Source organism: Brachybacterium paraconglomeratum, from assembly GCF_003994255.1.
GTDB classification, from domain to species: Bacteria; Actinomycetota; Actinomycetes; order Actinomycetales; family Dermabacteraceae; genus Brachybacterium; species Brachybacterium conglomeratum.
In genome coordinates, this window is record NZ_ML133857.1 from 102,354 (window position 1) to 117,629 (window position 15,276).

Below are 15,276 nucleotides of genomic sequence, written 5' to 3' on the forward strand. Positions count from 1 at the left end.
ATGACCGGCACGGACCCCCTGCGACGGCTGCTCGACGCGGTGCTCGAGGCCGAGGGCGCCTCCCTCGAGGAGATGGCCGCCGACGCCCACCTCTCTCCCTTCCACTTCCAGCGCACCGTGCGGCGCCGTGCGGGGGAGAGTCCCTCAGCCATGCGCCGACGGGTGCGGCTCGAGCAGGCCGCCTGGAGTCTGCAGGGCGGGACGTCGGTCACCGATGCGGCCTTCGCCGCCGGCTACGACTCCGTCGACGGGTTCTCCCGGGCCTTCCGCCGGGCGTTCGGATGCGCCCCGTCGGACCTTCCCGCCCGCGCGGAACGGGGCCACTGGCTCCCGGCCCCCAACGGGATCCACTTCCACTCGCCCACCGCCCTGTACATCGACGCGGGCCGCCCCCAGGAGCACTCCTCGGGGGACGTGCTGATGCTGCTGGTCCAGCACGACCTCGACGACATCGACGCACTGCTGAGCGCGGCCGACGAGCTGCCGGAGCAGGAGTACCGGGCCGTGCGCCTGCACGGCAGCCGTCCGCGCGGCTTCGACGGACCCGACGAGACCCTCGCCCAGGTGATGCGCCACCTGGTGCTCAGCCGGGAGCCGTGGCTGGCCAGCATCGCCGGGGAGGCGGAGCCCGACCTCTCGGGCCCGGACGACCCCGCCGCGCTCGCCGAGCGCCACCGGCGCACCGCCCCGCGCTGGCTCGCGATGGTCAGGGACGTGGAGCGCCGCGGCGCCTGGCAGGACGCCATCGTCGATGCCCTGTGCGACCCGCCCGAGTCGTTCCTGCTCTCGCAGATCCTCGCCCACGAGCTCACCTTCTCCGCGCACCGGCGCCAGCTCACGCGCTGGATGCTGGCCGACGCGGGCGTCGACCTGGGCGCGCCGCCCCTGGACCCCGACCCGATCCTCTGGCACCGACGACGCACAGGAGAGACGCCATGACCCGCTACCGCTTCTTCACCGCGACCTCGCTCGACGGCTTCCTCGCCGACGAGCACGACAGCCTCGACTGGCTCCTCTCCCAGCCCACCGGGCAGGAGAGCATCCTGCCCTTCGACGACTTCATCGCCGAAGTCGGCGCGATCGTCACCGGCCGCACCACCTACGACTGGGTGCTCGAGCACGGCGACTCCGTGGAGGGCGCCTGGGTCTTCACGCAGCCGACCTTCCTGTTCACCCATCGGCCGATCGCGGAGCCGCGGTCCGGGATCACCGCGGTCTCCGGATCTCCGACCGAGCACCGCGCCGCGATCGAGCAGGCCGCGGACGGGAAGGACGTGTGGATCGTCGGCGGCGGCGACCTCGCCGCCGAGTTCGCGCGCGCCGGGATGCTCGACGAGGTCTTCGTCTCGATCGCCCCGGTCACGCTCGGCGCGGGCAGGCCGCTGCTCGGCGGACGCTTCGCTCTCGAGCTGCGCGAGCACGGCACCAACGGCGCGCTCCTCGAGGCGCGCTACGCGCTGGTGGGGGAGCGGCGCTGAGCGCGGACGGGACAATGGCCCCATGACCGACCCCCTGGACGACAGCGCGCCGACGGGATCCGTGCCGACGGACGCCGCGATGACGGATGACGAGCTGATGGGCCTCGCGCTCGCCGAGGCGCGAGCCGCCGCCGACCGCGAGCCCGCCGACGTCCCCATCGGCGCCGTCGTCCTCGGAGCCGACGGTCGGGTGCTCGCCGGTGCCGGCAACCGCCGCGAGGCCGACGAGGACCCGACCGCTCACGCCGAGATCCTCGCCCTGCGCGCCGCGGCCCGGGCGACCGGCCGCTGGAACCTCACGGGCACCACGCTCGCCGTCACGCTCGAGCCGTGCACCATGTGCGCGGGAGCGATCGTGCTCGCCCGGGTCCGCCGCGTCGTCGTCGGCGCCCCCGATCCCAAGGCAGGGGCGGCCGGCTCCCTCTACGACCTGGTGCGCGAGCCGCGGCTGAACCACCGCGTCGAGCTCACCAGCGGCGTGCGGGAGCAGGAGTGCGGGGACCTGCTGCGGGACTTCTTCCGCGCCCGCCGGAAGCGCTGACGCCTGTGCACGTTAGTCCCGCAGGTGGTACTCGGTGGTGACGTGCCCGGTGGAGTATCGCCACTGCTCGCCGAGGCGCCCCACGAGCGGCTCCCGGGTGGGCGGCGTGAAGCCGAGCCCCTCGCCGACGAAGGTCGGGACGGTGCGCAGCCGGATCGTGTCCACCAGCTCCGCGGCGAGCAGCGCCCTCGAGAGCGAGAGACTGCCCCACACCACGACCCTCGCGAACGGCGCGATCGCCTCGCGCAGTCCGTCGACCCCGCCGCGCACGATGCGGGCCTCGTCCTCGCCCCAGGGAGCGGAGGAGAGGGTCTCGCTCACCACGAGCTTGGGGAGGGCGTTGATCGGCCCGGCGAGCCGGTCGTGCTCCGGGTCCGCCGTCGGCCAGTACGAGGAGAACATCTCGTAGGTGACCCGCCCCAGCACGATCGCATCGACCGTCGCGACGAACTCCATCTGGTGCTCGTCGGTGCGGTCGAGGTCCTCGAAGCTCACCGCCTCGACGAAGCGCATCCCGCCGTCCGGCTCGGCCGCGAAGCCGTCGGCCGAGACCAGCTGCTCGAGCACGATCCGCGGCCGTCCCCGGCCCGTGTCGCCCGACAGCTCGCCCAGCAGCGGCACGAGCACCTCGTCGAGCGCGGAGCGCCAGCCGTCCTGGACGTCCTCGTCCTCGCCGGGCTCGGCGGGCACCCGCCGCTCGAGCGTGAACACCATCAGGGTGCGGTCGGCGCCCGCCTCCTCGAGCTGGACGGTGACCAGAGGCGCGATCTCGTCGGCGTCCTCCGGACCGTGCCAGGTGAAGCGCAGCAGCTCCGGCTCGCGGATCTCGAGGTAGGTGCCGGCCGTCGGCCAGCGCTCCCCGTCGACGGTCATCGTGTAGGCGTACTGCCCGCCCTCGCGCAGGTCGATCGCGACCGAGTCGGGCTCGACCTCGACCTCCGCGGGGTGCCACCAGCGGGCGGTGAGCGCGGGATCGGTCCAGGCGCGCCAGACCAGCGCGCGCGGGGCACGGAGGGTGCGGGTGAGGGTGAAGGAGGTGGGGGTGGTGGTGTCGCTGTCGGTCATGAGGGGTCTCCGTCCTGTGTGGCCTGCGCGGTGCGCAGCACGTCCTCGAGGGCGTCGAAGCGGCCGGACCAGATCCGTCGGTGCTCCTCGACCCAGTCGGTCGCCGCCTCGAGCGGCTCCGGGGTGAGGGTGCACAGTCGCCACTGCGCCTGCGGCGTCCGGGTGATCAGCCCCGCCTCCTCCAGCACCCGCAGGTGCTGGCTGATCGCGGGACGGGAGACGGCGAAGGGCTCGGCGAGGTCGCCCACGCGCAGCGGCCCCCGGGAGAGGCGCTCGATCATCGCGCGCCGGGTCGGGTCCGCCAGGGCGTGGAAGACCCGCGAGAGCGGATCCGCCGCAGACTGCATGTCACCAACTCCTTAAGTAAGAAACTGCTTACACAATCCTCCTCGTCGTCGCCCCTGTCAAGGGAGGTCGAAGGGTCCGTTGTTCGAGATCGAGGGTCCGCACTTCGAGACGCTCGACTAGTGTGGGCTCGCTGTCCCGCCCTCGATCCCTGCCCCAGTCCGCCCGATCCCTCACGTCCCCGTCGGTCGCCGATGACGCCGGCCGCCCCGGGACCCAGGAGCCCGCATGCACACCACACCACCCGCCCCCGGCGCCGTCGTCGCCGAGGACGTCTCGAAGGTCTTCTTCTCCGGCACCGACCCCGTCTGGGCGCTCGAGGACTTCTCCCTGACCCTCGAGCCCGGCTCCTTCACCTGCATCGTCGGCCCCTCCGGCTGCGGGAAGTCCACTTTCCTGCGCATCCTCGGCGGGCTCGAGGAGCGCACCGTCGGCTCCGTGACGATGCCGGACGAGGGCCACCGGATCCCCGCCGCCTTCGTGTTCCAGGAGCACGGCGTCTTCCCCTGGATGACGGTGCGGGAGAACGTCGCCTTCGGCCTGCGGATGACCGGCACCGGCACGGCTGAGCGCCGACGCATCGCCGACGACTGGCTCGCCCGGGTGCGCCTGACCGACTTCGCCGACTCCTACCCCCATCAGCTCTCCGGCGGCATGCGCCAGCGCGTCGCGATCGCCCGCGCCTTCGCGACCGGCTCCCCGGTGCTGCTCATGGACGAGCCGCTCGGCGCGCTCGACGCCCAGACCCGCATGCTCATGCAGGAGGAGCTCATCGCCCTGTGGGAGGCCGAGCGCAAGACCGTCCTCATGGTCACCCACGACATCGACGAGGCGATCGTCCTCTCCGACCGCGTGATCGTGATGTCCGGCCGTCCCGGCACCCTCCGCGAGGACATCACCGTCCCCTTCGACCGTCCGCGCTCCTTCGAGATCGAGCGCGACCCCGAGTACGCGGCGCTGCGCTCGCGCATCTGGAACCTGCTGCGCGAGGACGCGCGCACCGCCGAGGAGACCGCATGAGCACCGCACCCGCCGCCCGCACCACGACGACGGCCGACGACCGCGAGCACCGCACCCTCGTCGCCGCCCGCGCGCAGCGCGCCCGCGACCGGCGCCTGGCCACCCGAGACCTGGTCCTCTCGATCGCGACGCCGATACTGCTGCTGGTGCTGTGGGAGCTGTGCGCCCGCGTCGAGGTCATCGACCCGCGCTTCTTCCCGCCGCCCACCCGCATCGTCTCCGCCGGCGGGGAGATGCTGGTCAGCGGCGAGCTGTGGCAGCACACCGCGCCCACCCTGATGCGACTCGCCGTCGGCGGCGGCCTCGGCGCGCTGTGCGGGATCGTGGTCGGCCTGCTGATGGGCTCCTCCCGCGCGCTGAACGCCGCGCTCGGCCCGCTGTTCTCCGCGCTCTACCCGCTGCCGAAGATCGCGATCTTCCCGATCCTGCTGATGATCTTCGGGCCTACCGAGCTGCCGAAGATCATCGCCGTGTTCATCACGACCTTCTTCATCATGCAGATCAACACCGTCTCCGGCGTGTGGGCGATCGACCGCAAGCTGCTCGAGGCGGGCGCCGCCTACGGCGCCACCGGCCTCTCCCGCTTCCGCCACGTGATCCTGCCCGGGGCGATGCCCTTCGTGTTCTCCGGGCTGAAGACCGCCACCGGCACCGCCGTCGTGGTGGTCACCGCCGTCGAGTTCACCGGCGCGACCACCACCGGGCTCGGCTACCTGATCTGGAACTCCTGGCAGCTGTTCATCCCGGAGAAGCTCTACGTGGGCCTGGTCGTCATCGGACTGATCGGCGCCCTGGTCACCACGATCCTCAGCCGCTCCGAGAAGCTGCTGCTGCCCTGGCGCCGAGAGCGCTGACCCCCACCTCCCACCCCACCACCTGCACCCCCAGGAGCACCGATGCGACGACGCACCCTTCTCTCCCTCACCGCCGCCACCGCCCTCGGCGGCGCCCTGACCGCCTGCGGCTCCGCCATCACCGGCGAGGACGCCTCCGGCGGCTCCGGCGGCGCCAACGGCACCGTGCGCGTGGGCCACCTGCCCTCGGCCCTGTTCGCGCCGCTGTACGTCGCCGACGCGATGGGCTACTTCGAGGAGGAGGGCATCACCCTCGAGCTCACCCCGCTGAAGTCCGGCCAGGACGGCGTGCCGATGCTGTCGAACGACCAGCTCGACGTGATGGTCGCCGGATTCAGCGCCGGGATGTTCAACGCCCTCGAGCAGGGCGTGGCCTTCAAGCTCGTCGGCTCCATGGGCATCTCCCCGGGCGACCCCGAGAACTCGCCCACCGCGCTCGAGGTCCGCCAGGACCTCCTGGACGACGGCACCGTCAGCGAGGTCGCGGACCTCCAGGGCCGCACCATCGGGGTCGCCGGCGGACCCGGCGCGACCGGCGGCTACCTGCTCGCGGCGATGCTCGACGAGGGCGGGCTGACCCTGAACGACGTGGAGATCTCCAACCTCGCCACCCCCGACCAGGAGCCGGCGCTCACCAACGGCTCCGTCGACGCGGCCACCCCGTCGGCCCCCTTCTCCTCCTCGATCGAGGAGGCCGGGATCGCCTCCCCGCTCGCGGTCCCCGCGAAGGGCACCACCGGCACGGGCGTGATGTACTCCGAGACCTTCGTCGGCGCCGAGCTCGCGCAGGGCTTCTTCACCGCGCTGGCCAAGGGCGCCCAGGAGCTCTCGGCCGACGGGAAGCAGACCGACGAGGTCTACCAGATCCTCGCCGACACCCTCGGCCAGGACATCGAGGTGCTGAAGGCCTCCCCGATGTACACCTACCTGCCGGATCTCGCCCCGCAGCCCGATCAGCTCGAGGCGATGCAGTCCGTGTGGATCGAGGCCGAGCAGATCACCTACGCCGAGCCGCTGGACATCGCCGGCATCGTCGATGCGAGCTTCGCGGAGAACGCGGCCGGCTGAGCAGCCCGGGCCTCGACCTGACCAGGTTGCCAGAGCCAGGTCGACCAGATCGCTGTCCATCTGGTCGACCTGGTTCTACGATGAGGCCATGAGCGCAGCGGAGACGTCGGTTCCCGATTCCAGGACGGTCAAGGTGCAGGAGGCGAAGACCCGCCTCTCCGAACTCCTGCGCGAGGTCGAGGAAGGCGCCGAGATCACCATCTCGCGCGGGCGGACCCCTGTGGCGCGCCTGGTACCGGTCGAGCCTCCGGCGCCTGAAACGCGGCGGAGGCCGCTCGGCTACCTCCGCTACGAGCTCCCCGTGACGTTCTTCGACAAGCTCCCGCCTGAGGAAATGGACGCCTGGGAGGGCGAGGAGTGACCACGGTCCTGGCCGACACTCACGTGCTGCTGTGGGCGATGACGGATCCCTCGAAGCTCACGAGCCCGGTGGAAGCCCTGATCTCCGATCTCGACACGGAGGTCCTGGTCTCCGCCGCCACTGCCTGGGAGATCTCCACGAAGGTGCGCCTAGGCAAGCTCCCCGAGGCCGAGTTCCTCGTGCTGGACTACGGAGACCATCTCCGGCGCGGCTACTTCGAAGCACTGCCGATAGAGAGCGCTGACGCACTGGTCGGCGGCACACTCGCCTGGTACCACCGTGACCCGTTCGACCGCATGATCGCCGCGCAGGCGATCCGTCGGGGGATCCCGCTGATCAGCGCGGACCGAGTATTCGATGATCTCGGCTCGCTCCAGCGGATCTGGTGACAGTGCGGCAGTCCGGGTTCTTCGCTGGATTCAGATCCAGCCCTGGCGGCGGGCGATCGCGGCGGCCTCGTGCCGGTTCGCGGCCTGCAGCTTCGCCTGGGCGCTCGAGAGGTAGTTGCGCACGGTCCCCGGGGCCAGATGGGCGCGGCGAGCGATCTGCTCGACGGGGGCGCCGTCGGCCGCGAACTCGAGCACGTCCGCCTCGCGCGGCGTGAGCGGCGAATCGCCCGAGGAGATCGTCTCCGCGGCCAGCTCGGGGTCGATCGCGCGGCGCCCGTTCGCGACCGAGCGCACGGCGCGAGCGAGCTGCTCGGCCGAGGTGGTCTTCGGCAGGAAGCCCAGCACGCCCTGGGCGAGGGCGCGCTTGAGATAGCCGGGCCGCGCATGCGAGGTGAGGATCAGGCAGCGGGGCGCGGGGGAGGCCTCCGCGATCTGCTCGCACAGCTCGAGCCCGTCGCCATCGGGCAGCTGCAGGTCCACCACGGCGATGTCCGGCGTGGTCTCGGCGATCAGCCGCGCGCCCTCGGCGACGGTCCCGGCCTCGCCGAGCACCTCGAGGTCCTCCTCGAGGGACAGCATCGTCGCGAGCGCCGAGCGGATCAGGTGCTCGTCGTCGACGAGCACCACGCGCAGCGCGGCCGGAGGAGCGGTGCCGGTCATCGGGACCCTCCCGGGGGATCGAAGCGGACGTCGAGGGTGAAGGTGCCGTCCTCGCGGCGCACGTCCAGGCGGGCCTCGCCGTCCAGGCGCTCGCGCATCCCGGCCAGCCCGCTGCCCTCCCGGAGCTCGGCGTCCTCGCGCGCGCCGTCGTTGACCATCGTGACGCCGTCCGCGCGGAGGGTGATCTCCACGGCCGACGGGTCGGCATGGCGCAGGATGTTCGTCCCGCCCTCTCGCAGCACCCAGGCGGCGGTGCCGGCCCGTGCCGCGGGGACGTCCTCGGCCGCGCCGTGGACCGTGACCTCGACGTGCGCGGACCGCAGAAGGGATGCGGTGCCCTGCAGCTCGGTCGCGAGATCCGCCTCGCGGTAGCCGCGCACGAGCGAGCGGATCTCGGCGAGCGAGGTGCGGGCGATCTGCGCCGCCTCCCGGCCGTGCTCGGCGGCGCGGGGGTCGCCGCGCTCGGCCAGCTGCGCCACCAGCTCGGACTTCACGGCGATCACGGACAGGTCGCGACCGGTGACGTCGTGCAGGTCCCGGGCGAAGCGCAGCCGCTCCTCGGCGACGGCGAGCTGGGCCTGCGCCTCGCGGGCGTCGTCGAGCTCGCGCACCATCGCCGCCAGCCACAGGGAGATCCGCACCGTGAGCACCACGGCGAGCAGCAGCGCGCCGGTGGGGAAGGCGACGGGGGCGGAGAGCCCGAACGCCATCGCGATCACCGTCGTCGCGACTGCCGCCGCCGCCCCGATCTGCCAGCGCCATCGCAGGAGCGCTGCGGCGGCGAGCAGTGTGAGCGAGGCGGCGAGCACGGGGGCCGCGGAGAGGCCGAGCAGCTGCAGCAGCACGATGACCGCTGACGGCACCGCGGTGGCGAGCAGCGAACGGTCCGCCGGGATGCTGCCCACCTGCGGGAGGTCCCAGCGGTCTCGCGCCTCGGGCAGCGCGTCCGCCGACCACAGTGCGAGCGCTCGGTGCCCGGACCAGGCGCCGACCACAATCTGCACGAGCAGCACCGCGGTCGCCGCCGGGGCCTCGGCCAGCAGCGCGGGCACCGGGGTGCCGAACGCGAGCAGGACCCCCAGCGGGAAGATCGCCTGGATGAGCACGACCGACCACGCCGTGTAGGCGTAGAACACGCTCCACTGGCGTGCGGTGCGGGTCTCCACAGCGGTCCTCCCCTCGGCGCGGGAACGGTCGACGAGCTGGGGCGAAGCGTATCCGCTCAGCCGATCGCGGCGAGGAACAGGCCGCCGAAGGCGCCGAAGACGATGCCCCACAGGACGATGGAGATGCCCATCCAGAGGTAGACCCGGCCGCGCGCGGCGCCGAGCGCGATCAGTGCAGGTCCGGAGATCTGCGAGGCGACCACGAACGGCCCCAGCAGGCACACCCCGGGCACGCCGTACTTCTCCAGCGCCGCGGCGACCTTGGTCCGGAAGCGGGAGGGGCTGGGCTCCTCGGCGGAGCGGCCCCCGCGCATCCGACGACCCTGGGCGATCGCGTCCCGGGTGCGGCCGGCCAGCGCGATCACCACGAAGGTCGCCACCAGGTTCCCCAGCACCGCCGCGGGGATCGCGAGGGCCGGGTGGATGCCGAGGGCGGTGCCCAGGAAGGAGCCGAGATAGCTCTCGATGAAGGGGGCCGCTCCGGCGGGGACGAGCGCGAGCACCTGCTGCCACGGCGCGAGGCCGGAGACGAGGTCGTGGAGCTGGACGAGGAGGTCCTGGAACATGGGTGGAGTCCTTCCGGGTGGCTGATGGTTCCAGCCTCCTCGTGCACGTCGCTGCGCGGCAGGGCGCGGTGTCATCGACCGGGATGTGTCTCTCACGGCCCGCCCATGACAGATGTCAGACCGCACGGCGTGACCCCGTCCACATGGGGACCTGCAGGTCTGTGACGTTTGTTGCGGCAGATGAACGCGTGCTCGGCGTGCGGGGCGCTCGATGCTTGAATTCCGGGGTGATCACTCTCGACGCACTGCGCAAGGTCTTCCCCGCACCCGGCGGCGGAGGCCCCGTCGTCGCGCTCGACGGGATCGACCTCCACCTCGGGCCGGGCCGCATCCACGGGATCGTCGGCCGCTCCGGGGCGGGCAAGTCCACGCTCATCCGCTGCCTGACCGGGCTGGAGAAGCCCACCTCGGGCCGGGTCGAGATCGACGGCACCGACATCGCCGCGCTCGAGGGCGCCCAGCTGCGCGCCGCCCGGCGGAACATCGGGATGGTCTTCCAGCACGCGAACCTGCTGGACTCCCGCACCGCCGCCCAGAACATCGCCCACCCGCTCGAGATCGCCGGGGTGCCCCGCGCCGAGCGCGAGCGCCGCGTCGCCGAGCTGGTCGAGCTCGTGGGGCTCACCGGCCGCGAGCACAACCATCCCGCGCAGCTCTCGGGCGGGCAGATCCAGCGCGTCGGCATCGCGCGCGGCCTCGCCGCCGAGCCGAAGGTGCTGCTGTGCGACGAGCCGACCAGCGCCCTGGACGGCACCACCACCCGGCAGATCCTGCGCCTGCTCGCGGACCTCCGCGAGCGCCTCGGCATCACGGTGGTGATCATCACCCACGAGATGGGCGTGGTGCGCGAGGTGTGCGACACCGTCACCCTGCTCCAGGACGGGCGGATCACCCAGAGCGGCGACCTGCTCGAGGTCGCCGCCGATCCGCACGGCCCCCTCAGCGCCGAGCTGATCCCGCTGCCGCCGGCCCCTACCGGCATCGAGGCGCTGGTCGTGAACTGCGACTACGGCGACTCCGAGCGCTTCCGCACCACAGATGACCTGATCCGTCTGGCCGAGACCTACGAGGCCGAGGCGACCCTCGTCGCCGGCACCATCGAGACCATCGGCGGCCGCCAGGTGGGGCGGGTCCAGCTCGCCCTGCGCAACCGCTCCGGACAGCCGATCTCCCGCCAGGGGCTCGATGACTTCCTCGCCGAGCTCGAGAGCGCCGGCGTCGTCGCGAAGGAGGTGACCGCATGATCGAGTGGCTCGCCAACCCCGTCTTCACCACCTGGGACTCCAACACCTCGCTGTGGTCCAACACCCTGATCACCCTGTACATGACCGTGGGGACCATGCTGTTCTCCACCCTCATCGGTGTTCCGCTGGGCCTGCTGCTCTTCGAGACCTCCGGCGCCCGCGGCGGTCTCGCCCGCTGGGTGAACCGCGTCGTCGGCTTCGTCGTGAACGTCGGGCGGTCCTTCCCGTTCATCATCCTGATCATCGCGCTGATCCCCGTCACCCGTTTCATCGTGGGCCGCGTGACCGGGCCGAACGCCGCGATGTTCGCGCTCGCGATCTCCGCGATCCCGTTCCTCGCCCGTCTCATCGAGATCAACCTGCGCGAGATCTCCGCCGGGAAGGTCGAGGCGGTGCAGATGATGGGCGCCACCCGCTGGCAGATCATCCGACAGGTCCTCCTGCCGGAGGCGCTGCCCGGCATCATCGGCTCCCTCACCACCACCACGATCGCCGTCATCGGCTACACCGCCATGGCCGGCACCGTGGGCGGCAAGGGCCTGGGCGACCTCGCGATCCGCAACGGCTACCAGAGCTACGACAACGTGGTCATGGTCGCGACCGTGGTCGTGCTGGTGGTCATCGTGATCGCCGTCCAGGCGCTCGGCTCCGCCCTCTCCCGCGCCGTCGACCACCGCGCCGCGGCCCGCTGACCTGCTTCATCCCACCCTCGTCGAGAAGGACATCCCCATGACCCACATCTCCCGCCGCACCACTCTGCTCGCCTCCGGCGCGGGCCTCGCCGCGCTCGCCCTCGCCGCCTGCGGCGCCGGCGGCAACGAGGGGCCGACGGAGGAGAACGGCGTGACCACGATCCGCATCGGCGCCTCCCCGGCCCCGCACGCCCAGATCCTCACCTTCGTGAAGGACAACCTCGCCGAGGGCGCGGGCCTCGCGCTCGAGATCAGCGAGTACACCGACTACCAGCTGCCCAACCAGGCGCTGAACGACGGCGACCTCGACGCGAACTTCTACCAGACCCCCGCCTTCCTCGAGGGGCAGATGTCGGAGAAGGGCTACGACTTCCACGCCTTCGAGGGCGTCCACGTCGAGCCGCTCGGCGTCTACTCCGAGACCCTCACCTCGCTCGACGAGCTGCAGGACGGGGACGAGGTCGCGATCGCGAACGACCCCACCAACCGCGGCCGCGGGCTGGACCTGCTCGCCGCCAACGGCGTGATCACCCTCGCCGACGGCGTCGCCCCCACCTCGGCCACCACCGGCGACATCGCCGAGAACCCGAAGAACCTGCAGTTCACCGAGCTCGAGGCCGCGCAGATCCCGCGCTCCCTCGCCGACTTCGCGATCGCCGTCGTCAACGGCAACTACGCCCTCGAGGCGGGCCTGAACCCCTCCGAGGAGGCCATCGTCATCGAGGAGGGCGAGGGCAACCCGAACGCGAACATGATGGTGGTGCGCACCGCCGACGCGGAGAACGAGGCCCTCGTGAAGCTCGACGAGCTGCTCCACAGCGACGAGGTGCGCGCCTTCATCGAGGAGACCTACACCGACGGCTCGGTCATCCCCGCCTTCTGAGCCCGGGCTCAGTAGCCTGGGGCGATGAGCCCCGACCAGCACCAGCGTCCCCTGTCCGGCCGCAAGGCCCTCATCACGGGAGCGAGCCGAGGGATCGGCGCCGATATCGCCCGCGCCTACGCGGCGGCCGGCGCCGATCTGGTGCTCACCGCCCGCGACGGCGCCGTCCTGGCTGCGCCCGCCGAGCGACTGGCCGCCGAACACCGCGTCCGCACGGTGGTCCTCTCCGCGGACCTCGCCGACCCGGACGTCCCGGACCGCCTCTGGGACGAGGCGAGCGGGCTGATGGAGGGACTGGACGTGCTGGTGAACAACGCCGGCCTGTCCCATCCGGAGACGGTCGAGGCGCTCGAGACCGCCCGCTTCGACGAGACGCTGCAGGTGAACCTGCGCGCCCCCGCACTGCTCGCGGCACGGGCCGGCGCGGCGATGGCGGCCTCCGGCGGCGGGGCGATCCTCACCATCGCCTCCGCCGCCGCGCTGCGCCCCCTGGTCGAGCACTTCGCCTACTCGACCGCGAAGGCGGGCCTCGTGATGGCCACCCGCACCCTCGCGCTCGAGCTGGGGGAGCGGGGCGTGCGCGCCAACTCGATCTGTCCCACCGTGGTGCTCACCGACATGGGGCAGAAGGTGTGGGGTGAGCAGCCGGACAAGGCCGCGCCGATGCTCGCGCGGATCCCGCAGTCCCGCTTCGCCCAGCCGCGCGAGGTCTCCGACGTCGCGGTCTGGCTCGCCTCGGACGCCGCCTCGATGATCAACGGCGCTGAGATCCCGGTCGACGGCGGGTACCTGGTCAGCTGAGCGCCCGACCGCGGCCCGTCAGAGCAGCTCGATCGCCCCCAGCTGGTCCAGCAGCCAGGCCAGCTCGTCGGCCCGCTGCTCCCACTTGCGGTACCGGCCTGAGCGGCCGCCGTGCCCGGCGACCATCTCGCAGCGGAACACGATCGGGCGCTCGGCCTGGTCGGAGGTGACCGTCTCGCGCAGGCGCGCGACCCACTTGGCGGGCTCGACGAAGAACACGCGCGTGTCGTTCAGCGAGGTCGAGGCGAAGATCGCCGGGTACTCCACCGCCTGCACGTTCTCGTAGGGCGTGTACTCCTTCATGTACTCGTACACGGACGGGTCGTGCAGCGGGTCGCCCCACTCCTCCCACTCACCGACGGTCAGCGGCAGCGAGGGATCCAGGATCGTGGTCAGCGCGTCCACGAAGGGCACCCCGGCGATGATCGCCCGGAACCGCTCCGGGGCGAGGTTCGCGACCGCGCCCATCAGCAGCCCGCCCGCGCTGCGGCCCTCGGCCCCGAGCCGGGCCGGGTCCACGAGGCCGCTCGCGCCGAGATGCTCCGCCGCGGCGTCGAAGTCGCTGAAGGAGTTCTTCTTCTCCTGCAGCTTGCCGTGGTCGTACCAGTCGCGGCCCATCTCGCCGCCGCCGCGCACGTGCGCGATCGCGATGACCACCCCGCGGTCCAGGAGCGAGAGCCGTGTCGGCACGAAGGACGGGTCGATCGAGACCTCGTAGGAGCCGTAGCCGTACAGGTAGCCCGGCGCGGTCCCATCGGCCGCGACCTCCTTCCGCGCGACGACGGAGAGCGGGATCGCGGTCCCGTCGGCCGCCGTCGCCCACTCCCGACGCTCCACGTACAGCGAGGGGTCGTAGCGCGGCACCGGGGTGACGCGCAGGATCTCGGTCGCACCGGTGGCGACCTCCCGCTCGGCGACGGTGGGCGGGGTGAGCAGGCTGGTGAGCTCGTAGCGCACCGCCTGCTGGTCCCAGTTCGGGTTCGCGTCGAGCTCGACGGTGTCCAGCTCCCCGCCGTGGGTGAGGTCCTCGGCCTGATCGAGCCGCAGCGACCCGTCGGCCGCCCGCGGGATGATCCGCACCGAGGCGAGCCCGCCGGCGCGCAGCTCGAGCGCGACGAAGCCCGCGAACGACTCCACCGCCAGCAGCCGCTCGCCCTCGCCGGCGACCAGCAGCTCCTCCCACTGGTCCGGGGCCTCGAGCGGCGCCTGCGCGAGCGCGAAGCCGGTGTGCCCGTCGTTGTGCACCACCAGCAGGCGGTCCCCGGCGTGCTCGACCGCGTAGTCCACGCCGTCACGCCGCCCGCCCGCGGGCACCGGCGCGGACTCGGGCGCGGCGAGGTCCAGCAGCCACGCCTCCGCCGTCGTGGTGGAGGCGGACTGGATGACGAGGGTCGTCTCGTCGCGGGAGCGCTCGAAGCCGATCATGAACCGCTCGTCGCCCTCCTCGAGCACGAGCACGTCCTCGGCCGGATCGGCGCCGATCCGATGGCGCCAGACCTGGTGCTGCCGCCAGGCGTCGTCGACCCGCGCGTAGAACAGCCACTGCTGATCGGTGGAGAACGCGATGCCGTAGCCGGTGCCGGCCACGGACTCGTCGAGCACCTCGCCGGCGGAGAGGTCCAGGACCCGCAGCGTGAACCGCTCGTCCCCGGCGGTGTCCACCGCATAGGCGAGCAGGTTGTGGTCGGGGGAGAGAGTCAGCCCGCCGAGGGAGTAGAACTCGTGCCCCGCGGCCTCGGCCTGGGCGTCCAGCAGCACCTGCTCGCTCTCGAGCATCACCCCGGGCTCGACCTGCGGCATCGAGCCTGCGTCGGCGACGCGCGTGAACTTCGGGTAGTCGTCTCCGGCGGTGGTGCGGGTGATGTACCACCAGTCCCCGCGACGCACCGGCACCGACAGGTCCGTCTCCTGCGTGTGGCCGACGAACTCCTCCACCAGGCGCGCCCGGAGCGCGCCGAGGTGCGCGGTGCGGGCGTCGGCATAGGCGTTCTCCGCCTCGAGGTGCGCGATGACCTCGGGATCGGTCTTGTCGCGCATCCACTCGTACGGATCCACCACGACATCGCCGTGGTGGATCCGCTCGGTGGGACGGTGCTCGGGGGAGGGGGCGTCCGGGTGCTGGCTCGTCATCCCTCGAGACTAG

At 72.2% G+C, this 15,276-nt stretch carries 18 protein-coding genes; 12 read left to right on the top strand and 6 right to left on the bottom strand.

Annotation, left to right across the window (positions count from 1 at the left end; all coding sequences use genetic code 11):
* From DS079_RS11790 to tadA, 3 genes are all read left to right on the top strand, one after another.
* Positions 1–939 carry a helix-turn-helix domain-containing protein gene (locus DS079_RS11790; protein WP_126987957.1) on the top strand — a complete coding sequence of 313 codons (939 nt, stop codon included), beginning with the start codon at positions 1–3 and terminating at the stop codon, positions 937–939.
* Positions 936–1,478 (top strand): dihydrofolate reductase family protein, encoded by a 543-nt coding sequence (locus DS079_RS11795; protein WP_126987959.1) that lies wholly within the window; start codon positions 936–938, stop codon positions 1,476–1,478. Before DS079_RS11790 ends, DS079_RS11795 begins: the two co-directional genes overlap by 4 nt.
* A 79-nt stretch (positions 1,479–1,557) precedes the next feature.
* Positions 1,558–2,019 carry a tRNA adenosine(34) deaminase TadA gene (gene tadA / locus DS079_RS11800; RefSeq protein ID WP_164736237.1) on the top strand — a complete coding sequence of 154 codons (462 nt, stop codon included), beginning with the start codon at positions 1,558–1,560 and terminating at the stop codon, positions 2,017–2,019.
* Between the two features lie 12 nt (positions 2,020–2,031).
* Here tadA and DS079_RS11805 read toward each other — a convergent pair whose 3' ends face one another.
* Positions 2,032–3,084 (bottom strand): SRPBCC domain-containing protein, encoded by a 1,053-nt coding sequence (locus tag DS079_RS11805; protein ID WP_126987963.1) that lies wholly within the window; start codon positions 3,082–3,084, stop codon positions 2,032–2,034.
* Complete coding sequence (locus DS079_RS11810; RefSeq protein ID WP_126987965.1) at positions 3,081–3,431, bottom strand: ArsR/SmtB family transcription factor; 351 nt, start codon at positions 3,429–3,431, stop codon at positions 3,081–3,083. Before DS079_RS11810 ends, DS079_RS11805 begins: the two co-directional genes overlap by 4 nt.
* A gap of 226 nt (positions 3,432–3,657) precedes the next feature.
* Here DS079_RS11810 and DS079_RS11815 point away from each other — a divergent pair, with 226 nt between their 5' ends.
* The 5 genes from DS079_RS11815 to DS079_RS11835 all read left to right on the top strand — a co-directional run bounded on the left by DS079_RS11815 (position 3,658) and on the right by DS079_RS11835 (position 7,121).
* Positions 3,658–4,449 carry an ABC transporter ATP-binding protein gene (locus tag DS079_RS11815; protein ID WP_126987967.1) on the top strand — a complete coding sequence of 264 codons (792 nt, stop codon included), beginning with the start codon at positions 3,658–3,660 and terminating at the stop codon, positions 4,447–4,449.
* Positions 4,446–5,303, top strand: coding sequence for an ABC transporter permease (locus tag DS079_RS11820; protein WP_126987970.1), 858 nt, complete (start codon positions 4,446–4,448; stop codon positions 5,301–5,303). The genes DS079_RS11815 and DS079_RS11820 overlap by 4 nt, the downstream gene beginning before the upstream one ends.
* A 42-nt stretch (positions 5,304–5,345) precedes the next feature.
* On the top strand, positions 5,346–6,371 hold the full coding sequence (locus tag DS079_RS11825; RefSeq protein ID WP_126987972.1) for an ABC transporter substrate-binding protein: 1,026 nt from the start codon (positions 5,346–5,348) through the stop codon (positions 6,369–6,371).
* Positions 6,372–6,459: 88 nt separating this feature from the next.
* Complete coding sequence (locus DS079_RS11830; RefSeq protein WP_126987975.1) at positions 6,460–6,732, top strand: type II toxin-antitoxin system Phd/YefM family antitoxin; 273 nt, start codon at positions 6,460–6,462, stop codon at positions 6,730–6,732.
* Positions 6,729–7,121, top strand: a complete 393-nt coding sequence (locus DS079_RS11835; RefSeq protein WP_126987977.1) for a type II toxin-antitoxin system VapC family toxin — start codon at positions 6,729–6,731, stop codon at positions 7,119–7,121. Before DS079_RS11830 ends, DS079_RS11835 begins: the two co-directional genes overlap by 4 nt.
* A 30-nt stretch (positions 7,122–7,151) precedes the next feature.
* Here the strand turns inward: DS079_RS11835 and DS079_RS11840 are convergent, their stop codons facing one another.
* The 3 genes from DS079_RS11840 to DS079_RS11850 are packed head-to-tail and all read right to left on the bottom strand — an operon-like array spanning position 7,152 to position 9,513.
* A complete protein-coding gene (locus DS079_RS11840) occupies positions 7,152–7,781 on the bottom strand; it encodes a response regulator transcription factor (protein ID WP_126987979.1) in 630 nt (209 codons plus the stop codon).
* On the bottom strand, positions 7,778–8,947 hold the full coding sequence (locus tag DS079_RS11845; RefSeq protein ID WP_126987981.1) for a sensor histidine kinase: 1,170 nt from the start codon (positions 8,945–8,947) through the stop codon (positions 7,778–7,780). The genes DS079_RS11840 and DS079_RS11845 overlap by 4 nt, the downstream gene beginning before the upstream one ends.
* Before the next feature lie 56 nt (positions 8,948–9,003).
* Positions 9,004–9,513 (bottom strand): hypothetical protein, encoded by a 510-nt coding sequence (locus tag DS079_RS11850; protein WP_126987983.1) that lies wholly within the window; start codon positions 9,511–9,513, stop codon positions 9,004–9,006.
* A gap of 227 nt (positions 9,514–9,740) precedes the next feature.
* On the opposite strand from DS079_RS11850, the gene DS079_RS11855 reads away from it, so the two are divergent.
* From DS079_RS11855 to DS079_RS11870, 4 genes are read left to right on the top strand one after another with little or no spacing between them, the layout of a single operon-like run.
* Positions 9,741–10,757, top strand: a complete 1,017-nt coding sequence (locus tag DS079_RS11855) for a methionine ABC transporter ATP-binding protein (protein ID WP_164736232.1) — start codon at positions 9,741–9,743, stop codon at positions 10,755–10,757.
* On the top strand, positions 10,754–11,449 hold the full coding sequence (locus tag DS079_RS11860; protein WP_126987987.1) for a methionine ABC transporter permease: 696 nt from the start codon (positions 10,754–10,756) through the stop codon (positions 11,447–11,449). The genes DS079_RS11855 and DS079_RS11860 overlap by 4 nt, the downstream gene beginning before the upstream one ends.
* Before the next feature lie 37 nt (positions 11,450–11,486).
* Complete coding sequence (locus DS079_RS11865; protein ID WP_126987989.1) at positions 11,487–12,332, top strand: MetQ/NlpA family ABC transporter substrate-binding protein; 846 nt, start codon at positions 11,487–11,489, stop codon at positions 12,330–12,332.
* 24 nt (positions 12,333–12,356) lie between these two features.
* Positions 12,357–13,133: an SDR family NAD(P)-dependent oxidoreductase gene (locus DS079_RS11870; RefSeq protein WP_010550786.1), complete on the top strand. Its 777-nt coding sequence runs from the start codon at positions 12,357–12,359 to the stop codon at positions 13,131–13,133.
* An 18-nt stretch (positions 13,134–13,151) separates the two neighbouring features.
* Here the strand turns inward: DS079_RS11870 and DS079_RS11875 are convergent, their stop codons facing one another.
* The gene (locus tag DS079_RS11875; RefSeq protein ID WP_126987991.1) at positions 13,152–15,263 is read right to left on the bottom strand and encodes a S9 family peptidase; all 2,112 of its coding nucleotides are present in this window, start codon (positions 15,261–15,263) and stop codon (positions 13,152–13,154) included.
* Positions 15,264–15,276: the final 13 nt, after the last annotated feature.